Genomic DNA, 21,524 nt, shown 5'->3' with positions numbered 1-21,524 from the left:
GCCGACTTCCCACGCCGCGATGTGCTGGGGCGTCAGCTGCGGAGGGTGATGACGGCGGTGACGCCGGCGTGGCGCAGCTCGTGGGCGGCCGGGGTGGTGAGGAGGGCGGCGTCGTAGCGGGTGAGGGGTGTGCCGTCGAGAACGGCGGTGCCGGAGAGGCAGACCAGCAGCACGGTGGCGTCGGCCGGGACCGGGACCGGTCCGGGCTGCTCGGTGAGGAGGAGGCCGGCGGTCGCGTGGCCGCGGCGGGTCATCACGTTGAAGTCGACGAGCGGGCCGCCGAGCAGCCGGCAGTCGGTGGCCGCGTCACCGGGGAAGGCGAACGGGCGGAACGGGGTGTCGACGACGTGCTCGGTGCCGTCGACGGTGAGCGCCATGCCCGGGCCCTCGACCAGGGTGATCACCCGGTCGACGCCCGGGAACGCGGAGAACGGCCCGGCCGCGGCGACGTCGGCGAGGCTCACCCGCCACCGGAAGTCGTCCAGCCCGGAGCCCTCGGGGAATCCGGCGACCTCCCGGGTCACCCCACCCCCGTTGCGCCACGCCGTGGCCGGCCGCTCGGCAGCGCGCAGGAACCGGACCGGGGCGGTGCTGTTCGTCATGGCGCGATCCTCGCACGGGGCGGGCCGGGTCAGCGGCGGCGGGCGGTCACGGAGAGGACGGCGGCGGTGGCCGCGGCGGCGGCGACGGTGGTGAGGGCGAGCGGCAGGCTGGTCGCGTCGGCGAGGAAGCCGATCACCGGCGGGCCGATCAGCATGCCCGCGTAGCCGAGCGTGGAGGCGAGGGCGACGCCCTGCGGGCCGCCGGTGGCGCCGGCCCGGGCGATGGCGAGCGGGAAGATGTTGGCCAGCCCCAGCCCGACCAGGACGAGCCCGGCCAGGGCCGGCACCACCAGCGGAGCGAGCGCCGCCAGCAGCATTCCGCCCGCCGCGGTGAGGCCGCCGAGGGCCATCACCCGGTGCTGGCCGAGGCGCATCGACAGCCAGGTGCCGCCGATCCGGCCGGTGGTCATGGCGAGCGCGTAGGCGGCGTAGCCGGCGGCGGCCACCCGTGCGCCGGCGTGGACGTCGTCGGTGAGGTGCAGGGTGGCCCAGTCGGCGATGGCGCCCTCGCCGTAGGCGGTGCAGAGCGCCGTGAGGCCGAGCAGGAGGACGAGCAGCCGGCCGCCGGACGGGGCGGACGGGGCGGGGGAGGCGGCGGAGCGGGCGGTGGCGACCGGCCGGGCCGCCGGGCTGCGGAGCAGTGCGACGCCCGCCACCACCGAGACCACCAGCCCGGCGAGTCCGGCCAGCGCGAGCCACTGGGCGGCCGTGAGGGGGCCGGCGAGCAGGCCGCCGATGCCCGCGCCGAGCAGGCCGCCGAGGCTGTACCCGGCGTGGAAGCTGGGCATGACCGGGCGCTTGAGTTCGCCGACGATCTCGACGGCGGCGCTGTTCATGGCGACGTTGGCCCCGCCGTAGCCGGCTCCGAAGAGCAGCAGGACGCCGCTGAGCGCCGCGACCGAGTGGGTGTGCGCGGGCAGCGGGACGGAGAGCGCGAGCAGGCCGAGCGAGGCGGCGGTGACCGGCCGGGAGCCGTACCGCAGGCAGAGCCGGCCGACGATCGGCATGGTGGCGACGGCGCCCGCGGAGACGCAGAGCAGGGCGAGCCCGAGGGCGCTGTGCGAGGCGTCGACCTGGCTGCGGATGTCCGGGATGCGGACGACCCAGGCGGCGAAGAGCAGGCCGTCGACGGCGAAGAAGGCGGTGAGGGCGAGCCGGGCGGTGCCCCAAGAGGCACGGATGTGCGCGGAGGGGGTGGGGGATTCGGCGGGGGTGCTGCAAGACTGGGGGGACGGCCGGTGGGGCCGACCGAGGGCATGGATTTTGTTTCGGGGCGACACAAAGTAACAATAGGTCCGTGCAGCTCTCACCTTCAAGCCCGAAGCCCGGGGCCGGGACCGACCACGACGCGCAGCGCGACGCCCACCGCCGCGCGGCCCCCGACCGGGGGCGGACGCTGCTCGGCCCCGCGCTGCAGCTGATCCACACCGGCCAGGCCCCGACCCGCTCGGCGCTCACCCGGGCGCTCGACGTCACCCGGGCCACCGCCGGAGCGGTCACTGCCGAACTGGAGGCCCTCGGCCTCATCACGGTCGACTCCCGCCCGGCCGGCGGCGGCCGCGGCCGACCCTCGCACCGGCTCGCCATCGACCCGGCGGGCCCGGTGGTGGTCGCCGGGCAGATCCACGCCGACGGCCTGAGCGTCACCCTGGCCGGCCTCGGCGGACTGCTCGACCCGCCGGTCCACCTGCCGCTGCCCGCCGCCACCGACCCGGTGCGGATGCTGCGCGCCGTCGCCCAGGCGGGCGCCGAACTCGCCAGGGAGACCGAGCGGCGCTGCCTCGGTGCGGCGCTCGCGCTGCCCAACCCGGTCACCGAGCCGGACGGCACCGCGCTCGCCGCGCTGCACTTCGCCTGGCCCAGCGGCACGCCGGTCGCCGACCTCTACGACGTGGAGGTGGGGCGCGCCGACCACGGTCCGCGCGCGTTCGACCCGCTGCCCACCGCGATCGCCAACGACGCCAACCTGGCTGCCCTCGCCGAGTACCGGCACGGCGCCGGCCGTGGCGCGCGGCACCTGCTGCTGGTCACCTCCGGCCACCGCGGCGTCGGTGGCGCGCTGGTCATCGACGGGCGGCTGCACACCGGCAGCGCCGGACTCGCCCTGGAGGTCGGCCACCTGACCGTGGATCCGCAGGGCCGGCCCTGCGGCTGCGGCAACCGGGGCTGCCTCAACTCGGAGACCGACCCGGACGCGCTGTTCGCCGCCGCCGGGCTGACGCCGGACCCGGGCCGGCCGCTGCTCGACCAGGCCGGCGAACTCTGCCGGGCCGCCGCCACCGACGAGCGGGCCCGGGCGGCGGTGGAGCACGTGATCGACCGGCTCGGGCTCGGTCTGGCCGGGGTCGCCAACATCCTCAACCCGGACCGGGTGGTGCTCAGCGGGCTGCACCTGGACCTGCTGGAGGCCGCGCCGGACCGGCTGCGCGCCGTCGTCGCCGAGCGCAGCCTGTGGGGGCGCAGCGGCCGGGTGCCGATCGTCGGCGCCGAGCTGAAGCACAGCGCGCTGGCCGGGGCGGCCGAACTGGGCTGGCTGCCGTACCTGGCGGACCCGCAGTCGGTGACCGCCGGGTAGGCGGGGAGCGGGGCGGGAGGGGCGGGAGGGCGGGAGGCGGGAGGACGGGAAGATAAGCGGAGCCTAGAGCTTCGGATAATGTTACTTATCGTGACACTCGTACACTCGTTGTGAGCAATCGGAGGGGGGCTTCCAAGGACTCGCACGAGGAGAGTGGCACATGGGGATCGACCCGACGGCGGACGTGGACCGTTCCGACCCGGCGTACCGGAGCTGGCTCAAGGAAGCGGTCCGCAAGGTCCAGGCGGACGCCAACCGCTCGGCCGACACCCACCTGCTGCGCTTCCCGCTCCCGGCGGAGTGGGGGATCGACCTCTACCTCAAGGACGAGTCGACCCACCCGACCGGCTCGCTCAAGCATCGGCTGGCGCGTTCGCTGTTCCTCTACGGGCTCTGCAACGGCTGGATCCGCCCCGGCAAGCCGGTGATCGAGGCGTCCAGCGGGTCCACGGCCGTCTCCGAGGCGTACTTCGCGCAGCTCGTCGGGGTGCCGTTCATCGCGGTGATGGCCAAGTCCACCAGCCAGGCCAAGATCGACCTGATCGAGTTCCACGGCGGCGAGTGCCACCTGGTGGACCGGCCGGACGAGGTGTACGAGGCCTCGGCCCGGCTCGCCGAGGAGACCGGCGGCCACTACATGGACCAGTTCACCTACGCCGAGCGGGCCACCGACTGGCGGGGCAACAACAACATCGCAGAGTCGGTCTTCGCCCAGCTGCGCCTGGAGCCGCACCCCGAGCCGGCCTGGATCGTGGCCACCGCCGGCACCGGCGGCACCTCGGCGACCATCGCCAGGTACGTCCACTACATGCAGTACGACACCCGGATCTGCGTCGCCGACCCGGAGAACTCCTGTTTCTTCGACGGCTGGGTGCACGACGACCCGGACGCGGTGTGCGACCGCGGCTCGCGGATCGAGGGGATCGGGCGGCCCCGGATGGAGCCGAGCTTCGTGCCGGGCGCGGTCGACCGGATGATGAAGGTGCCGGACGCGGCCTCGGTCGCCGCGGTGCGGATGCTGGACCGGGTGCTCGGGCGGAAGGCGGGCGCGTCCACCGGGACCGGGCTGTGGAGCGCGCTGCGGATCGTCGCGCAGATGCGGGCGGCGGGGGAGCGCGGCAGTGTGGTCACCCTGATCTGCGACCCGGGCGACCGCTACCTCGACAAGTACTACTCGGACGACTGGCTGGCGGGCGAGCGGATCGACATCGCGCCGTGGCTGGCGGGCCTGGAGTCCTTCCTCGCCGGTGGCGACTGGACCGGCTGACGGGGCGTGCCGTTGCGCGGGGTCAGGACCCTGTGCGCGGGTGCTCGGTGAGGAGCCGTCCGCCAGAAGTCCTAGCGGCGCCAGGAGCTCCGTAGAACATCAGTACGGGCATCGCTCGAATATCTAGCACTGCTAGGATATTTGGCGTGACAGCCTACGACCGCCGCGAGCGCGAACGCGCCGAACGGCATCAACTGATCGTCCGGACCGCTCGCGACCTCGCCGAGGACGAGGGCTGGGAGGCGGTGACGGTCCGCAAGCTGGCCGCGCTCATCGAGTACAGCCAGCCCGTCCTCTACAGCCACTTCGCCAACAGGGACGCGATCGTCGCCGCCGTCGCCCTGGAGGGCTTCGAGGAACTCGCCGGAGAACTGCGGGAGGCGCCGCGCAACGCCGAGGGCCCGGTCGAGGCGTTCACCGCCGTCGTCGGCGCCTACGCGGCGTTCGCGGCCGCCCACCCCGCCCTCTACGACGCGATGTTCACCCACGCGACCGGCCTCCCCTTCGGCCGGCCCGGGGCCCCCGAGCAGCTCAAGGAGGCCTTCACCGCCCTGGCGGGCCCGGTCGGCGAGGTCTCCGGGCGCCACGACCCGGAGACCTTCACCGAACTCGTCTGGACCGCCCTGCACGGCCTGGTCACCCTCACCCGCAGCGGACGCCTGCGCCCCGACCTCGCCGAGGACCGCCTGGACCTCCTGATCACCCTGATGCTCGCCGGCGAACGCGTCTGACCGGCGCGCCGCCGCTACGACCGGCGGGCGTCGTGGCCCCGGATCACCGCCCGGCCGCCGGTGAGGTCGATCCCGGTCCGCCCCGGCGCCCCGCCGTTCTCGTCCTCCCGCAGCACCAGCTCCACCCGCCGCTGCTCCAACTGCGCCCGCTTGCCCGGGTACAGCAGCGCGTGCAGTTCCTCGGTGGCCGCCGCGCCGGCCCCGCGCCCGTCCTCCCCGGCCCCGCGCCCGCCCGTCCGGGCGAGCAGCCGCCGCCCGGCGGCCCCGAGGAAGAAGACCACGACCAGGAAGGCCGGGAGCAGCAGGCCGCCGGCCGCGCCCGTGAGGAGGGTGCTCATGGCAGGTCCAACGGGCATGCCGCAGACCGGAGTTCCCTCCCGCCTCCGCGCCGGTCGCGCGCTACGGCAGGCGGGGGCCCGGGAGGTCGGCGGGGACGAGGAGTTGGAGGTCCTCGGTGGAGGCGTCGGGGAGTTGGGCGATCCGCATGGCGTGCCGTTCGACCATGGTCTCGAAGACCTGGCGGGCGGTGCGGCCGTTGCCGAAGTTGGGGCCGCGCTCGATGCCGGCGAAGTGGTCGAGCAGGGCACGCTCGGTGGCGTCGGCGAGCGCGTACTCGTGCTCGGCGCACTGGGCGCGGGCGATCTCCAGCAGTTCCTCGGCCGAGTAGTCGGGGAAGGCGACGGTGCGCGAGAACCGCGACGACACACCGGGGTTGGCGGAGAGGAAACGCTCCATCTCGGCCGTGTAGCCGGCCACGATGACCACCACCTCGTCCCGGTGGTCCTCCATCAGCTTCACCAGCGTGTCGATCGCCTCCCGCCCGAAGTCGCGGGCACCGTCCTCCGGCGCCAGCGCGTACGCCTCGTCGATGAACAGGACGCCGCCGCGCGCCCGGTCGAAGGCGGCGGCGGTGCGGATCGCGGTGGAGCCGATGTGCTCGCCGACCAGGTCCACCCGGGCCACCTCGACCAGGTGGCCGCGTTGCAGCACCCCGAGCGAGGCGAGGATCTCGCCGTACAGCCGTGCCACCGTGGTCTTGCCGGTGCCGGGGGCACCGGTGAAGACCAGGTGGCGGCGGAGCGAGGGCGCCTTGAGCCCGGCCTGCTGCCGCCGCCGCCCGACCGAGATGAGGTCGATCAGCGTCCGCACCTCCTGCTTGACGGTGGCCAGGCCCACCAGCCCGTCGAGCTCGGCGAGCGCCTCGTCGGCGGGCCGGCAGTCCGGGATCGGCCCGATCACCGCCGCGGCGGGAGCGGAGGCGGCCAGGGGCGCGGCGGTGGCTGCGAGCTGGGCGCGCGGGGCGGGGATCTCGGTCGGAGCCGCGGTCGCGGCCGGCACGTCGTCCGAGGTGCAGCCCTCCACCACCGGCCCCGGCTCGGAGAACTCGAAGCCGGCCCGCTCGTTCTGCTCGGCCCGGCACCGGGTGAGCACCGTGCGGCAGCCGTCGATGATGTGGAAGCCGAAGCCCTTGCCGTGCGACACCCGGCAGTCCTCGAAGGTGCCCCGGCCCTGGGCGGAGACGTAGACGCCGGCGTCCGAACCGGCCCGGACGGTGCAGTCCCGCAGCACCGGGTCGGCACCTTTGGTGACGATCACACCGGTCGCCACGTCGGAGATCTCGCAGCCGGTCAGCACGCCCCCGCTGCCGTGGTCGCGGAACCACAGCCCGGTGCCCGCCTCCTGGACCCGGCAGCCGGTGAGCGTCACCGTCGCCCCGCCGCTGACCGACACCGCCGAGCTGCGGATCCGGCTGAACGAGCAGCCCTCGGCGACGGCCGCGGAGTCGCGGTCCAGCACGAACAGCGCGTCCGGCAGGTCGTGCAGCGCGCAGTCGGTGAGCGTGAGCCGGGCGCCGTCGCTCACCCACAGCGCCGGGTACTCGCCGTTGGAGCCGTGGATCTGGCAGGACTCGGCGCTCGCCTCGGTGCCCTGGTCCCAGACCGAGAGCGCCCCGCGCCCGAAGTCCCGCACGGTGGAGTTGGCGAGGCTGAGCCGGGCCCGGCCGCGCAGGTCGGCGGCGTTCTCCGGCACGTCGTGCACCCGGCAGCCGGTGAGCACCAGCTCGGCCTCGCCGTCCAGGGTGAGGCCGTTGCCGGTGACCCGGTGGATCTCGCAGTCGACCAGCCGCCCGCCCGCCTGGGCCTCGGCCTGCACCCCGCTGCCGCGGATCTCGTAGATCTCGCAGCCGGTGAGCTCGGCCGCGCTGCCCGGGTCGGAGAGCAGCACGCCCGCGCCGGCGGCGTGGTGCACCCGGCAGCGCTCCAGTGCGGCGGTCGCGCCGCCGAGCACCGCGAGACCGGCCTGGCCGGCGGCGGCGACCTCGCAGTCCTCGAAGGCGGCGGCGGTGCCCTCGCCGCGCAGCCGCAGCCCCAGGCCGTCCGGGTTGGCGACCACGCAGCCCTTCAGGGTCGGCCGGGCGCCGCCGGTCACCTCGACCCCGGCCGCCGAGTGGGTCTCCACCCGGCAGCCGGTGAATGAGGGTGTCGCGTCCGCGCCGGTGACCAGGACGGCCGGGGCGGACCGGTCGCTGCCCTCGATCACCAGGTCGCGGACGGTCGCCGCGGCGGTGACGGTGAGCGGCACCCCGCCCGGCGGGTCGATCCGGACGCTGCCGGGGCCCTGGGCGGCGACGACCGTCACCACCTTGTCCACGACCACGTTCTCCCGGAAGGTGCCCGGTCGCACGGTCACCGTGTCGCCCGGTTCCGCGGCCGCCAGGGCCTCCGTGAGCGTGTCGTACTCGCCGGCGCGGCGCCGCCAGCGGGATGCGCTGTCCTGGGTGACCCGGACCCTGTGCTCAGCCATGACGGTCTGTCGTCCCCACCTTCATCGAGCCGGCGATCTGCGGACCGGACGCACGCGGACGCGGTGCGCCCGGACGCGGCGCACCCCGGGTGCGCGGGTCGTCCGCCCACCGTAGCGCGCTCGCGCGGGTGATCCGGCCGCACGGGCCGGGGCGGGCCGGACGCACGGCCGGACCGCAGACGGCCGCTGCGCCCCGGCCGCGGGTCGGCCGAGGGTCGGCTGCGCCCCGGCCGCGGGTCCGCCGCACGCGTCAGCCTGTTTCAACGAGCGCGCACACGTCCGGTTCCGGGACGCGGGTGCGGCAGCGGGCGCGCGCGAGCGGGCGCCCGCCGTCAGACCTTGAGGTCGGCCGGCCAGTGCGCGCCGTCCTCCAGCACCTCGACCCCGTCGCCCAGCCGCAGCGTGCCGAGCGCGTCGCCGTCGGCGCCGGCCGGGCGCTCGGGGATCAGGTTCTGCCCGAACGCGGCCTTCTTCAGCAGCCGGTGGTGCCGGGCCAGGGTGCGCAGCGGCTCGGGGCCGCGCCGCTCGCCGCTCTCCTGGTCGGTGGTGGTGACCACGCAGCGCCCGCACGGCTTGACCACCCGGAAGGTCAGCTCGCCGATCCTGAGCCGCCGCCAGCCGTCCTCCGCCCACGGCTCGCTGCCGGAGACCACCAGATTGGGGCGGAACCGCTCCATCGGCAGCTCCTCGTGGCCGTCCGGGTGCTCGGCGGCGATCAGCGCGTTGAGCTCGGCGAGCGAGGCGGTGGTGGTGAGCAGCAGCGGGAAGCCGTCGGCCATCGAGACGGTGTCGCCGGGGGAGGAGAAGTGCGGGTCGACGGGCCGGGCGCGCGGGTCGTCCAGGTGCACCAGCCGGTAGTCGCCGATGTGCTCGGCGATCCACAGCTGGGCCTCCTTGCCGGCCTCGGCGGCGCGGAAGCGGGTGCCCCAGACCTCGACGTCGGCGAGCGCGTCGCCGTCCGCGACGGCGGGGGCGGGGACCTCGGCGCGGGTGCCGTCGGGGGCGGTGAGCACGAGGGCCCCGGTGGGGGTGAGCTCGGCGCGGACCTGGCCCAGGGCGGCGTTCTCGCGCTGGCTGACGAACCGGCCGGTGGCGTCGGCGAGCATCCAGCGGCGGTCGCCGGCCAGGCCCCACGGTTCGACGCGGGCGCTCTCGGGGCTCAGGCGGTACATGGACTTGACGGGGTAGACGTGGAGTCCGGTGAGCTGCATTCCCCCATCCTGCCAGCCGCGCCCGGGCCGGCGGCAGGCGCGGTCGGCGGCGGATCCGGGCCGATGTGCCCCGACCTGCTCGGACGCGTCCGCTCGATGTGCGCTCGACGTGTGCCTCGACGTGTGCCTCGACGTGGGCCTCGGCGAGTGCTCCGGCGGGTGCCCGAATGCGCACGGACCGCCCGGAACGCCAAGGTGGGGCGGCGTTCCGGGCGGTCCGTGGATGACCCGTTTCTCCGTACGCCCGGCGGCTGTGGGTACGCCGGGTGGTGCTAGGTGGTGCGGGTGCGGGCCGGGTGGGGCCGGCCCGGAGGTGTCAGCGGCTTCGGTGCCTCCAGCCGTTCGGCGGCCTCAGTAGCCCTGGGCCTGCGGCTGGTAGCCCTGCTGGAACTGGCCGGGCTCGCCGTACGGGCCCGGCCGCTGCGGCTGCATCGGGCGGACCGGGGCGACCGGGGTGACCGCCGGGCGCAGCTGGGCGCCGCCGAAGGACTGCTCGCCGGAGCCGCCGAAACCGCCCGGCTGGGCGCCGTGGCCGACGAAGCCCTGCGGCCCGCCGAACGGCTGCGGGGCCTGCGGCTGGCCGGCCGTGCCCTGCGGACCGGCGGGGCCGCCGGCCGGCTGCGCGCCGAAGGTCTGCGGGCCGCCGTGGCCGCCGACGAAGGTGTTCTGGCCGCCGAAGCTCTGGCCGCCGGACGGCTGGTACCCGCCGGTGGAGGCCTGGGTGAAGCCCGGGGCCGGGGTCTGCGGGCGCTGGCCGGGCAGGTACGGCTGCGGGCCGCCGTAGCCGGGGACCGGCGGCTGGGGCGCGGCGGCGTACGCGGGCGCGGGCTGCGCCGGGATGTACGCGGTGGCCGGGCCGGAGGAGGGTGCGCTGCTCGGGCCGGGGCCCAGGGCGAGGCGGGCGGGCGGCAGGGCGGGGAGGTTGCCGCCGGGACTGTCGTACCCGGTGCCGTACCGGTTGTTCTCGTAGGACGGGCCGGAGAGGCCGGATCCGTAACCGGTCGACAGGGCCGGCGGCAGGGCGGCCGGCACGTTGATGGGCGCGATCTGCGGGACACCGCGCTCTGCGACGAGGCTGTCGTAGATGGGCGTGCCGGAGGAGAAGGACGGAGGGGGGTAGCCGACTCCGTCGTAGGAGCGGGGCGAGGTCATGGGGCATACGGTAAGCCCACAACGCGGCTGCTGAGGAGACTGGGAGGCCGAGCAGTTCGAGTGTTTACACAAGCTTCGCTCGAACAAAGGTCTCGAAAGTAGGAAGAACGGACATTCCGGCGTCGAGTTCCGGCCACCGTCAGGTGGGGTCGCGGGGTTCGAACGGCGCTCGGACGGGGGTGGCGAAGATCCGTGCGGTGACGGGCCGGTGGACGGTTCGGGGACCGTCGAAGAAACTTCTGCGGGCGGGGCGCGTACCGGCGCATTCGAGCCCCCGCCGGGGGCGCGGCGGGGGCTCGTGAATGTTTGGGGAATAAAGTCCCCGTCAGGGCCGGTATGGGGCCCGGTGCGGGACCCGGCCGAGGTGGTGGCCGGGACCGTTCTCAGCGCGCCGGAGCGGGCTGGGGCTCGTCGGACTCCGCGGCGGCCTTCTCGCCGGCGTCGGCGGACTCCTCGGTGGACCGGTCGGCCGCCCGCCCGGCGGCGGGCTCGGCGCCCTGCGCGGCGGACTGCTCGGCCGGAGGCTCGACGGGGCCGCGCTGGGCGGGGAAGCCCGGCAGGCCGGCCACCTCGGTGGTGCAGAAGGAGCAGCGCACCGCCGCGGCCGGGATCGCGCTCAGGCACTCCGGGCAGTCCGCCTTGGCGGCCGGCGCCGGCTTGTCGCCGTCCAGTCGCGCCTGGAGCCGGCCGACCGGCACCACCACGACGAAGTAGATCACCGCGGCCACCAGCACGAAGCCGATCAGCGCGTTGACGAAGACCCCGTACGGGAACCGGGTGCCGGCCACGTCGAAGGTCTTCTGGCTGAAGTCGCCGACCGCGCCGGTCGCCACCCCGACCAGCGGGGTGAGGAACGCCGTGACGAACCCGGTGACCACGGCCGTGAAGGCCGCGCCGATCACGATGCCGACCGCCAGGTCGACCACGTTTCCACGCAGCAGGAAGCTGCGGAATCCCTTGAGCACCGGGAACTCCAAACACGTACGGGGGAGGGTGGGTCGGGACCGCGGGCCCCGGCCGGACATCCTGCCGACCGGGCGGGCCCGCGGTCCAACCGGCGTCACCCGAACCGCGTAACGGGGCCCGCGCCCGGACCCGTCCGGGTCAGGCGGCGCGCAGACGCTCCGCGTACGGCTGGATCCGGACCACCGCGTCCGCGATCCGCCGCACGGTGGCCGCGTCCATCTGCGACCAGAGCGGCACGGTGAGCACCGATTCGGCGAGCCGGTCGGTGAGCGGCAGCGACTCGGCCCGGCCGAGGTGGGCGTAGGCGCGCTGGCGCTGCACCGGCGGGTGGAAGTAGCGGCGCGAGTCGATGCCCTCCGCCCGCAGCGCGTCGGCGAGTTGGCGGGGGGTGAGGCCGAAGGCGGCGGCGTCCAGGACGAGCGTGAGGTCCTTGAAGGTGGAGGTGTCGCCCTCCTCCGGCAGGGCCAGCCGCAGGCCGGGCAGTCCGGCGGTGACGGCGGCGAACTCCTTGACCAGCGCGGTCCGGTGGGCCACCCGCTCGGGCAGGCCGGCCAGCCAGTTGAGGCCGAGGGCGGCGTGCAGTTCGCTCATCCGCGCGTTGAGGCCGGGGAACAGCGTGTCGTAGTCGCCCGGGTTGCCGTAGTCGCGGGCGATGCGCAGCCGGCGGGCGAGGTCGGCGTCGCGGGTGGCGACCAGGCCGCCCTCGCCGGCCACCACGACCTTGGTCGGGCTCATCGAGAACACCTCGGCGTAGCCGAAGTTGCCGACCGGCACGTCCTTGCGGCGGCTGCCGAAGCCGTGCGCGGAGTCGTAGACCAGCGGAACCCCGGCGGCGTCGGCGACCTCCTGGAGGCGTTCGACCTGGCAGGGCGTGCCGTAGACGTGGGTGGCCATCAGCGCGGCCGGGCGCTCGGCGGCGGCCAGTTTGGCGGCGGCGTCCTCGGGGTCGAGGGTGATGTCCTGCTCGCGGGCCTCGGCGAACAGCGGGGTGCCGCCGGCCCAGTGCGCGGCGTGCGCGGTGGCGGAGAAGGTGAAGCCGGGCATCACCACCGGGCGGCGGTCGTCGACGCCGGCGGCCTGGAGGACCAGCATCAGTCCGGTGGTGCAGCTGGAGACCGCCACCACGTGCGGCACCTCCAGGAGTTCGGCCGACGCCTCCTCCAGTTCGGCGACGGTGCGGCCGTTGGTGAGCTGTCCGCTGTCGAGCACGGTGCCGAGCCGCTCCAGCAGCGCGGCGCGGTCGGGCACCTGGACGCGGGTGAGCGGCAGCCCGTCGGGGAAGGCGGGCGTGCCGCCGAGGGCGGCGGGCAGGGCAAGGGTGTCGGTGGTGTCGGTGGTCATGGCGCGGTCGATCCCCCCTGGGACGGTGACGGTGACACGGTTGACGGTGGTGGAGCGGCCGGTGGCGGTGACGCGGCCGGTGCGGTGGCAGCCGGTGCGGACGCGGCCGGTGTGGTGGCAACCGGTGTGGTGGCAGCCGGTGGCGATGCGGTCGGTGGCGGTGACGGGGCCGGGCGCGTCCGCCGCGCGCCCCACTGCCCGGGCGCGACCCGCCAGACCGGTGGCGGCCTGCGGGTGGCGGCGGTCCCGCGGCTCGCGGCGGCGGCCGGGACGACCAGCAGCACCAGGGCGAGCGGCAGCACCTGGACCCGTTCGCGGGACAGGATGCCCATGTTGTTGATGGTCGAGAAGGCCCAGCAGAACAGCAGCGTGTAGACCACGGCGAAGGCCACGTAGGAGCGCTGCACGAACAACCGGGGCAGCCGGCTCAGCCGCGGCCAGGCCCGGACGAACATCACCAGCAGCGCGAAGCACTCCACCGACTGGATGAGGTTCTGGATGTTCGAGGCCTCGAACGGGAACGGGCGGAACAGCACGCTGACCACCGCGACCGGCAGGCCCGCCGGGTTGAGGCTGAACTCGGGCGAGGCGTCGTCGGGCGCGGTCGGGTTGATCATCGAGTTGCCCTGGCTGGTGCGTCTGGACGTCTCCGAGAGCACCTGGTTGACGGCGTCGCCGCCGGTCCCGTCGGTGCCGAAGAAGGTGGAGACCTGCTGGAGCATCAGCACCGCCATCGCGCCCAGCACGACCGCGGTCAGGATGGTGCGCAGCGGCCCCAGCGCGCTGACCTGCTGCGGACGGCGGCGCAGCACGTAGGCGACCATCAGGCCGGCCCCGGCCAGCGCGGTGACGTGCGGGCGGACCATCGCGGTGCCCAGCGAGCCGGCCGCGATGCAGGCGAAGGCGCCGAACCGGCGGTCCAGCAGGCGCGCGGTGCCGTAGGTGGTCAGGCCCAGGCAGAACATCATCCAGGCGTCCTTGCCGATGCTGGAGGGCCAGAACAGCAGTGAGGGCAGGAAGAAGACCAGCTTGGCGTACTTCCGGGTGTCCGCCTCGGGGAAGGCGATCTGCAGCGCCCGCCAGAACAGCAGCAGCCCCCAGAAGCCCAGCCAGGAGAAGACCAGGAAGCCGCCGATCAGCGAGGGTCCGGTGACGGCGTAGACGACGCCGGTGACGATGATGATGAAGCCGGTGCCGGCGACCTTCATGCCCAGGTCGTAGTGGATGCCGCCGAGCAGGTCGGCCTGGTCGAGGTAGGCGGCGAGGTCGCCGCCCTTCTGGTGGTACATCTTGGCGTCGGCCGCGCCGCCGTACAGCACGAAGGCCATCAGGTAGCGGGGGAAGGCGCAGAGCAGCTTGGCGGTCATCGCCAGCAGCAGCAGCCGGAAGACGTCCCGTTCGGGGTTGGCGGCGGCGACCCGGGCCAGGATCGGGGTGCCGATCGCCATCAGCGCCGGGAGGATCAGCAGCGCGCCCCAGGTGTCGTACGAGGTGTGCACCGAGGCGAGCACGAAGAGCGTGACGTAGCCGGTGACCAGGGCGGCGGCGACGGCGGACGGCCAGGGGACGCGGCTCAGCACCGCCGCCGCGGTCCCCGGCGCCTTGGGGACCCCCGGCGCCTTGGGGACCCCCGGCGCCTTGGGGACCCCGGGGGCCCTGGGCGCCCCGGGCATCAGAACACCTCCAGGTCGCCGAGGCTGAACCGCCAGTCGGCGGGGGTGAGCGGGGTGGGTCCCGCGGGGGTGCGGGCGGCGAGCGTCATGCCGGTGCGCGGGGCGGGCAGGTAGCCGGTGCGCAGGGCGGCGTCGGCGGCCTCGGTGCCGGGGGAGAGGTGGGTGGCGACGTGGTCGCAGCCGCTCTCGCGGGCGGCGGCGCGCAGCAGTCGGGCGGCGCTGCCCCGGTCGCCGGGGCGCACGATCACGTCGGCGAGGGTGAACTCGGCGAGCGGGCCGCGCCGTCGGGGCCGGCCGACGGCCAGGCCGGTGAGTTCGTCGCCGCGGTGGACGGTGAGCACCCGGTAGTCCAGGCCGGGGGCGTCGCCGTAGCGCCAGCGCAGGAACTCCGGGGTGCGGTGGACGGCCAGCCGGTGGTCGGCGGCGTCGGCGGCGGCGCGTTCGCGCAGCAGTTCGGCGAGCGGGCCGTGCTCGCCGGCGTCCGTGTGGGCGGCCAGCCAGTCGGCGGCGGTGGGCAGTCGGCAGGCGTCGCCGGCGGGGCGCGCGGGCCCGGCCGGGCGGCGGGCGAGGGCGGCGCGCACGCCCCGGGCGAAGGCGGCCGGGCGGACGGCGCGCACCGAGATCGGCACCCGGCCGAGCTCCTGCCAGCCCATCCTGCGGTAGCCGGGCAGGCTGTTGCCGTTGGGCGTGTTGAACACCAGGGCGGCCTCGTCGGCGACCTCGTCGAGCAGGTCCAGGGTGAGCCGTCGGAAGACGCCGCGGCCCTGGAAGTCGGGGTGGGTGGCGGTGTCGACCGGGCGGACGGCGTCCACCTGGGCGCCGTCCGCGCCGTCCGCGCCGCCCCGGCGCCACTGCCAGCGCAGGAAGAGCCGGACGCCGGCGAGCCGTCCGTCCGGGGTCTCGGCGACCATGCCGGGGCTGGCGCCGAAGGGGTTGCGGCGGTGCTTCCAGGCGAAGAAGTCGGCGGTGCGGGTGCCGGTGGGGCCGCCCGCCAGGGTGACGGTCAGCAGGTCGAGCACGGCGGGCAGGTCGGACTCGGCGAGCGGGCGGAAGGTCAGCTCGGCGGGGGCGGGCGGGGCGCTCACGTCCGGACTCGCTCTCCCATCGGTGGTCGGGGGGCTATCGGGGAAACGTCGGGGCAACGCTGTTCTCGCAGGGGGGCGCACCGCGCGGGCGCGCGGTCAGTGCCGCAGGACCCGCGCGTACACCGCCTCGACGGCGCGTTGGGCGCCGGCCACGTCGAAGCGCTCGGCGCGTTCCCGGGCGGCGGCGGACAGCCGGGCGCGCAGGTCCGGGTCGTCGGCCAGCCGCTCGAACGCGCCGGCCAGCGCGGCCGGGTCGCCGGGCGGGACGAGGAAGCCCTGCCCGCCGTCGTCCAGCACCTCGGGCATGCCGCCGACCCGGGTGACCACGGCGGGCAGTCCGCTGGCCATCGCCTCCATCAGTGCGACCGGCAGGCCCTCCTGGCGCGAGCTCAGGGTGAACACGTCCAGGGCGGGCAGCAGTTCGGGCACGTCGGCGCGCGAGCCGGCGAAGACGACGCTGTCCGCGACGCCCAGTTCGGCGGCCCGGGCGCGCAGTTGGGCGTCCAGCGGACCGGATCCGACCAGCAGCAGCCGGGCGCCGGGGCGGGTGCGCAGCAGTGCGGCGTGCGCGGCGAGCAGCGTCGCCTGGTCCTTCTTGGGGGTGAGGTTGCCGACTGTGCCGACCACGAACGCCTCGTCCGGCAGGCCGAGTTCGGCGCGCGCGGCGGCCCGGGCGGCCGGACCCCCGGGGGCGCCGGCCAGGTCCGGGCCGTGGTGCACCACGGTGACCCAGTCGCCGGGGCGGCGCCGGCCGGGCGGGATGCTCCGGGCGACGGCGTGCGAGACGGCGATCACCGCGTCGTTGCGCCGGTAGGTCAGCGCGTTGGCCCAGCGGGTGGCCGGGCGGTAGCGCTCCCAGACGTTGTGCTCGGTGTGCACCAGCCGCGGTGCGGCCCCCGCGAGGGTGGGGGCGAGCAGCCGGGTGGCGGCGGCCGGGACGGGCATGTGGGTGTGCACCAGGCCGTAGCGGCGGGCGGCGAGCAGCGCGCGCAGCCGCAGCGGCCAGCGCGGGTCGGCGCGCCCCGGGGTGCCCGGGGCGCCGCCCAGGCAGTGCACGGCCACCCCGGCCTCGGTGAGCGCGGGGGCGAGCGCGTCCTTCCACGGCAGTACGTAGGCGACCTCGATCCGGTAGCGCGAACGGTCCGCGTGGCGGGCGCAGTTGAGGAGAAGCTGCTCGGCGCCGCCGCGGCCGAGGCCCTTGGCCAGCCAGAGCACCCGGACGGGGGCGCCGGCCGCCTCGGTGGGGGACCCGCTCACCGCTCCTCCGCCTCGCGCAGCAGGGCCGGTTCGCCGGGCCCGCCGCCGTCGTCCTCGGGCGGGCGCCGCGCCCAGCTGGGCGTGGTGCGTCCGCCGCCGAGCTCGCCCGGGCGTTCGGCGCCCCGCTCCGCCGCAGGCCCGGCCGGGCGCGCCGGCGCGGCGGCCGGCGGCCCGTTCCGGCCGGCCGTCCCGTTCGTGCCGTTCGTCCCGATGCCGCCCGCCGGGGCGCGCCGCCGCCGGCCGGACGGGCCGTAGGTGCCGAGCAGTGCCACCCCGGCCACCGGGACGCCGGTGCGCGAGAGCAGTTCGGCCACCCGGTCGGCCTGTTCCGGAGTGACGTTTCCGCTGCGCACGGTCACCAGCACGGCGTCCGCGTGCTGCACCAGGTCGTAGGCGTCGTTGGCGTGCAGCAGCGGCGAGGTGTCGACCAGGATGACGTCCGCGTGCCGCCGGGCCCGGCGCAGCACCTCGCCGGCCCGCAGCACCAGCGCCGCCGGGTAGGCGGTGGTGTTGCCGCCGGTGATCAGCGAGACGCCGGCCACGTTGGTCGGGCGCACCAGGTCGTCCAGTTCGCCGAGCCGTTCGCCGCTGAGCAGTTCGGCCATACCGGGCCCGTCGCCGACGCCGAGGTGGGCGTGCAGCTGCGGGTGGCGGAAGTCGCAGTCCAGGACGAGCACTTCGCGGCCGGTCTCGGCGAGCGCGGCGGCCAGGTTGGCGATGGTGATGGTGCGCCCGTCGCGGCTGGAGCCGGAGGCGACCAGGACCACCGGCGCGGGCTCGGCGAGCCGGCGCGAGACGGTCCGCGCCGGGTCCCGGTCGTCGCCGCCGGCCGGCCGGGCCAGCGAGTCGGGGCCGGTGAGCAGCAGGGTCGAGCGCAGCGAGCGGTACGCCTCGGCGGCCGGGTCGGACGGGCGGGCGCGCACCAGCGGTTCGCGCACCCGGCGCTGACGGCGCGACAGGTGCGGAACCTCGCCGATCACCGGGAGGTTGAACGCCTCCTCGACGGCGTTGCGGCTGCGCAGCCTGGTGTCCATCCGGCTGAGCATCAGTGCCGCGACGACGCCGAGCGCGAGGCCGAGCGCGACCGCGAGGCCGAGCCGGACGCCGCGGCTGGGGGAGGAGAGCAGGTTGCCGCTGCCCTGGCGGGCGTCGATGCTGCCCCACTGCTGGATGGCGTCGGTCTGGGCGCTGTTGGCGAGCTTGCTGATCGTGGTGAGGGTGGTGGTCAGCGAGGTGTTGGCGGCGGTCAGCTTGGGCTGCAGCTTGGGCTGGTCGGCGGCCGAGGAGCGGTTGAACTGGGCCTGGATCTCGTTGAGTTGCTGCTGCTGGGCGTCCGCCTGGGCCTGCAGCTTCTTGATCGTCTCGGCGGCGCTGCGGGCCGACTCGTCGCTGTAGCCCTTGATGATCGCGGACGAGTAGGCGGTGGCGAGGTCGGAGCAGGACTGCCTGGTCGGGCCGGTGGTGGCGATGGTCAGCATCTGGGGGCTGTCGGCGGTGACGGTCCGGCGGGCGATCACCTCGGCGGTGTCGGCGATGCCGAGGGCCTTGGCGGCGGCGGCCGCGACGTCCGCGCCCTGCGCGTAGGAGAGCACCTGGTCGGCGCGGACGGTGTCGCCCGCGCCGGCGACCGGGGTGATCGCGACCTTGCACTCCCATTTGGCGTTGTCCACCGTGGCGCCGGCCGGGGTGAGCAGCCAGCCGACGACCAGCGCGGCGAGCGTGCAGCCGGCGAGCAGCCGCCAGTAGCGCCGCAGGACGGTGAAGTGGTTTGCCGGTTCCACCGGTTGGATCCCCTCGCGTTGGTGGTGCGGTGGTGCTGTCAGCGCCCGTCGCGCCCCGGGCGGGAGCGCGGCGGGTCCGGGTACCGCTGGGGTGTCACGCCCCCGGGCGTGACCGGCCGGCCCTCGCGGGCACGGTGGAATCCCTCGTTTGGTGTCGCAACCCGCCCCCCTGACGACTCGCGGCCGACGTCTCGACGACGCGCTCCCCACGGCGTGGCCCGGCCCCGGCGGTGCGCCGTGAGCGGCGCAGGCCGACCGCCGCCCCCGCCGGTCCCCCTTGCGATGCTTCCCGAGCCCCGACGTGCGGCGCAACCGCTTTGGCGATACTCGTCCGGGAGATCCCGGACGACCGGGCCCGCACCGCCGGGATCCGGACAGAACGGCACCGCCCGGTCCGTTCGGGCACCGCCCGGCACCGGCCCGGGCACCGCCCGGCGGGCGCGCTCAGACCGCCCGCAGCCGCAGCGAGCGCTCGTAGAACTCCACCATCTGCGCCGACACCTGGTGCAGCGTGAACGAGGTCAGGAACCGCGCCCGCGCCGCCTTCGCCCGCACCCGCGCCGCGGCCCGGTCCTCCAGGGTGTCGGTCAGCGCCGCCGCCAGCGCGGCCGGCCGCTCCGGCGTCACCAGCCGCGCGTAGTCCTCCGAGCCGACCGTCTCGCGCAGCGCCGGCACGTCGGCGGCGACCAGCGGCACCCCGACCCCCATCGCCTCCATCGCCGCGCTGCCCAGCCCCTCCCAGCGGGACGGCACGGCGAACGCGTCGGAGGCCGCCATCAGGTCGAACACGTCGTCCCGAGGCCCGAGGAAGCGCACCCCGCCGCTCGCATCGGCCAGCGCCCGCAGCCGCTCGGTCTCGGTGCCCTCGCTGCCGGCCAGCAGCAGCACCGCCTCCGGCTCCGCCCGCAGCACCTGCGGCCAGGCCTCCAACAGCACGTCCAGGCCCTTCTGGTACTGCTGCCGGGCCGCCGCCAGCACCACCGGCACGTCCGGCGACAGCTCCAGGGCGTTGCGCACGGCGGCCCGCCGGTCCGGCGTCACGGTGCCGAGGCGCTCCGGGTCGCGCCCGCGCGGCACCACGTCGATCCGCTGCGAGGGCACCCGCAGCCGGCGCGCCATCGCCCCGGCCACGTAGCGGGTCAGCGCGTGGAAGCGCCGGGTGCCCTGCGCGGTCGCCGCGTCCACCGTCTGCGCGGCCCGCACCTTCCACGGGCTCAGCCCGCGCGCGTTGCGGTGCTCCGGCCCGTAGGAGGCGTTGACCAGGCTGGTCACCACCGGGGTGCGGGCCGCCAGCGCCGCCGCCCGGCCGAGCACGTCGGACTCGTAGAGCGTGGTGTGCACCAGGTCCGGGCGGCGCTCGCGGACCAGCCGGTGCAGGGCGGCGACGGTGCGTCCCCGGGTGGGGCGGCCGACCCCGAACACATCGGCCCCGGCCGCGGTGAGCTCGGGCTGGAAGCCGCCGGGGGAGTCCTTGAGGTAGGCGACGTCGAGCTTCACCCCGGCGCGCACCAGCTGGGGGGCCATCGCCACCAGGCCCTGCTCGGCCCCGCCGACCCGGCTCACGCTGTCGATCACATAGAGCACATGCACAGGCCAACCCCCGCCCTCCTGGGCGTGCCCGGTCTCCCGTGCCGGGCCGCGCCCTGACTGCCGCTCAGCATCGCAGGTCGCGACCGGCGCCCGCCAGCGATTCGGTCACACCGGGGGCGCCGCCGGAGGGCCGCTGCCGAACCGTCAGGGGGCGGACGACAGCGCTGATCGGGGCGCGCGGACCCCCCGAGGGGCGTACGACGGCGCGCTCCCGGCGCTCTTCGGGAGTACCCGCGCTGGCGCACGGACCACCGCCGGGTTGCGCGAAGGGGTCGTCCCAGGCCGGACGCTGTGCCAAGGTCTGTCCCATGCCTGAAGCGACACCGGTCAGGACGGCCGGAACCCGCCCCCGCATCCTCCACCTCATCACCGATCCACGCCGCCGGGGCGCGCAGGGCCTCGCCCGCGACCTCCACCGCGAACTGCGCCGCCGGGGCCAGGCCTCCGCGCTGCGCGCCCTCGCCCCGCACCCGGACGCCCACCCGGACGCCCCGGACACCCTCGCCACCCCCGTGCTCGGCCCCGGCCGGCTCCACCCCCGCACCCTCGGCGCCCTGCGCACCGCCGCCCGCACCGCCGACCTCGTCGTCGCCCACGGGTCCTCCACCCTCCCCGCCTGCGCCCTCGCCCTCGCCGGCACCCGCACCCCGTTCGTCTACGTCTCCATCGGCGACCCCCGGCACTGGACGCCCGGCCCGGTCCGCCGGCTGCGCACCGGATTCCTGCTGCACCGCGCCGCCGCCGTCACCGCCCTCGCCGACGGGGCCCGGGACCTGCTGGTCGAACGCTTCCGGCTGCCCGCCGCCAACGTCCGCACCATCCCCAACGCCCGCGCCGCCGACCGCTACCCGCCCGCCGACGGCGAGGCCGACCGGCGCGCCGCCCGCCAGGCCCTGGGCCTGCCGCCGGAAGGCCTGCTGGTCGCCTGGCTCGGCGCGATCGCCCCCGAGAAGCGCCTCGACCTCGCCCTCGACGCCCTCGACCGGCTCCCCGACGTGCGCCTCGCCGTGGCCGGCGACGGCCCGCAACGCTCCGCCCTGGAGCGACATCCGGCCGCCGCCCGGGCCCACTTCCTGGGCACCCTCGCCGACCCGGCCCCGCTCTACCGGGCCGCCGACGCCGTGCTGCTCACCAGCGACAGCGAGGGTGTGCCCGGGGTGCTGATCGAGGCCGCGATGGCGGGCCTGCCGGCCGTCGCCACCGACGTCGGCTGGGTCAGCTCGGTGGTCCGGGACGGCACCACCGGCGCGCTGGTCGCCCCCGGCGACCCGCCCGCCCTCGCCGAGGCGCTGGCCAAGGTGCTGGCCGGCGACCGCACCGGCCTCGGCGCCGCCGCCCGCGCCCACGCGCTGGCCCACTGCGACCTGGACGTGGTGGCCGACTCCTGGCAGCGCCTGTTCAGCGAGATCTGCGACCGCGGCGGAGCGGCCGGAGCGGGCGGACGCGGCTGACGCGTCCCGGTGCGCCGGGCCGGGTGCGCCTTTTAGG

Annotated in this window: 16 protein-coding genes and 1 pseudogene; 4 read left to right on the top strand and 13 right to left on the bottom strand. The window is 75.9% G+C overall.

The features are described from left to right. Nucleotides 1-32 precede the first annotated feature (32 nt). Complete coding sequence (locus ACFU74_RS25965; protein WP_380760862.1) at nt 33-602, bottom strand: HutD family protein; 570 nt, start codon at nt 600-602, stop codon at nt 33-35. A 29-nt stretch (nt 603-631) separates the two neighbouring features. Beyond that, nucleotides 632-1,783, bottom strand: coding sequence for an MFS transporter (locus tag ACFU74_RS25960; RefSeq protein WP_380760866.1), 1,152 nt, complete (start codon nt 1,781-1,783; stop codon nt 632-634). A gap of 215 nt (nt 1,784-1,998) precedes the next feature. Here ACFU74_RS25960 and ACFU74_RS25955 point away from each other — a divergent pair, with 215 nt between their 5' ends. The 3 genes from ACFU74_RS25955 (at nt 1,999) to ACFU74_RS25945 (ending at nt 5,175) form a co-directional block, all read left to right on the top strand. After that, nucleotides 1,999-3,177 (top strand): ROK family protein, encoded by a 1,179-nt coding sequence (locus tag ACFU74_RS25955; protein ID WP_380760864.1) that lies wholly within the window; start codon nt 1,999-2,001, stop codon nt 3,175-3,177. Nucleotides 3,178-3,337: 160 nt separating this feature from the next. Further along, the gene (locus ACFU74_RS25950; protein ID WP_380760860.1) at nt 3,338-4,444 is read left to right on the top strand and encodes a PLP-dependent cysteine synthase family protein; all 1,107 of its coding nucleotides are present in this window, start codon (nt 3,338-3,340) and stop codon (nt 4,442-4,444) included. A 146-nt stretch (nt 4,445-4,590) separates the two neighbouring features. Continuing rightward, the gene (locus ACFU74_RS25945; protein WP_380760858.1) at nt 4,591-5,175 is read left to right on the top strand and encodes a TetR/AcrR family transcriptional regulator; all 585 of its coding nucleotides are present in this window, start codon (nt 4,591-4,593) and stop codon (nt 5,173-5,175) included. A gap of 14 nt (nt 5,176-5,189) precedes the next feature. Here the strand turns inward: ACFU74_RS25945 and ACFU74_RS25940 are convergent, their stop codons facing one another. From ACFU74_RS25940 to ACFU74_RS25890, 11 genes and pseudogenes are all read right to left on the bottom strand, one after another. Beyond that, on the bottom strand, nt 5,190-5,513 hold the full coding sequence (locus tag ACFU74_RS25940) for a DUF6191 domain-containing protein (protein ID WP_380760856.1): 324 nt from the start codon (nt 5,511-5,513) through the stop codon (nt 5,190-5,192). Between the two features lie 61 nt (nt 5,514-5,574). Beyond that, the gene (locus ACFU74_RS25935; RefSeq protein ID WP_380760854.1) at nt 5,575-7,980 is read right to left on the bottom strand and encodes a right-handed parallel beta-helix repeat-containing protein; all 2,406 of its coding nucleotides are present in this window, start codon (nt 7,978-7,980) and stop codon (nt 5,575-5,577) included. 332 nt (nt 7,981-8,312) lie between these two features. Further along, nucleotides 8,313-9,191, bottom strand: coding sequence for an MOSC domain-containing protein (locus ACFU74_RS25930; protein WP_380760852.1), 879 nt, complete (start codon nt 9,189-9,191; stop codon nt 8,313-8,315). 351 nt (nt 9,192-9,542) lie between these two features. Next, on the bottom strand, nt 9,543-10,343 hold the full coding sequence (locus ACFU74_RS25925) for a DUF6643 family protein (RefSeq protein ID WP_380760850.1): 801 nt from the start codon (nt 10,341-10,343) through the stop codon (nt 9,543-9,545). Nucleotides 10,344-10,897: 554 nt separating this feature from the next. Beyond that, nucleotides 10,898-11,308: pseudogene (gene mscL / locus ACFU74_RS25920) on the bottom strand (large conductance mechanosensitive channel protein MscL); the annotation flags it as partial. A 139-nt stretch (nt 11,309-11,447) separates the two neighbouring features. Continuing rightward, a complete protein-coding gene (locus tag ACFU74_RS25915; RefSeq protein WP_380760848.1) occupies nt 11,448-12,650 on the bottom strand; it encodes a DegT/DnrJ/EryC1/StrS family aminotransferase in 1,203 nt (400 codons plus the stop codon). Further along, complete coding sequence (locus tag ACFU74_RS25910; protein ID WP_380760846.1) at nt 12,647-14,323, bottom strand: hypothetical protein; 1,677 nt, start codon at nt 14,321-14,323, stop codon at nt 12,647-12,649. The genes ACFU74_RS25915 and ACFU74_RS25910 overlap by 4 nt, the downstream gene beginning before the upstream one ends. Continuing rightward, on the bottom strand, nt 14,323-15,408 hold the full coding sequence (locus tag ACFU74_RS25905; RefSeq protein ID WP_380760844.1) for a GNAT family N-acetyltransferase: 1,086 nt from the start codon (nt 15,406-15,408) through the stop codon (nt 14,323-14,325). The genes ACFU74_RS25910 and ACFU74_RS25905 overlap by 1 nt, the downstream gene beginning before the upstream one ends. Before the next feature lie 96 nt (nt 15,409-15,504). Further along, entirely contained in the window at nt 15,505-16,665 is a 1,161-nt protein-coding gene (locus ACFU74_RS25900; protein WP_380760842.1) for a glycosyltransferase, read from the bottom strand. Beyond that, nucleotides 16,662-18,446: a tyrosine-protein kinase family protein gene (locus ACFU74_RS25895; RefSeq protein ID WP_380760841.1), complete on the bottom strand. Its 1,785-nt coding sequence runs from the start codon at nt 18,444-18,446 to the stop codon at nt 16,662-16,664. The genes ACFU74_RS25900 and ACFU74_RS25895 overlap by 4 nt, the downstream gene beginning before the upstream one ends. A gap of 444 nt (nt 18,447-18,890) precedes the next feature. After that, on the bottom strand, nt 18,891-20,021 hold the full coding sequence (locus ACFU74_RS25890; protein WP_380760839.1) for a glycosyltransferase family 4 protein: 1,131 nt from the start codon (nt 20,019-20,021) through the stop codon (nt 18,891-18,893). 323 nt (nt 20,022-20,344) lie between these two features. Between ACFU74_RS25890 and ACFU74_RS25885 the strand changes: the two genes are divergently transcribed. Next, nucleotides 20,345-21,487, top strand: coding sequence for a glycosyltransferase family 4 protein (locus tag ACFU74_RS25885; RefSeq protein WP_380760837.1), 1,143 nt, complete (start codon nt 20,345-20,347; stop codon nt 21,485-21,487). Nucleotides 21,488-21,524: the final 37 nt, after the last annotated feature.

Origin of the sequence: Kitasatospora sp. NPDC057500, from assembly GCF_042802195.1 — a bacterium.
Classification (GTDB): domain Bacteria; phylum Actinomycetota; class Actinomycetes; order Streptomycetales; family Streptomycetaceae; genus Kitasatospora.
Note: the sequence above shows the minus strand (reverse complement) of the source record. Positions and strands in the feature narration are given on the sequence as shown.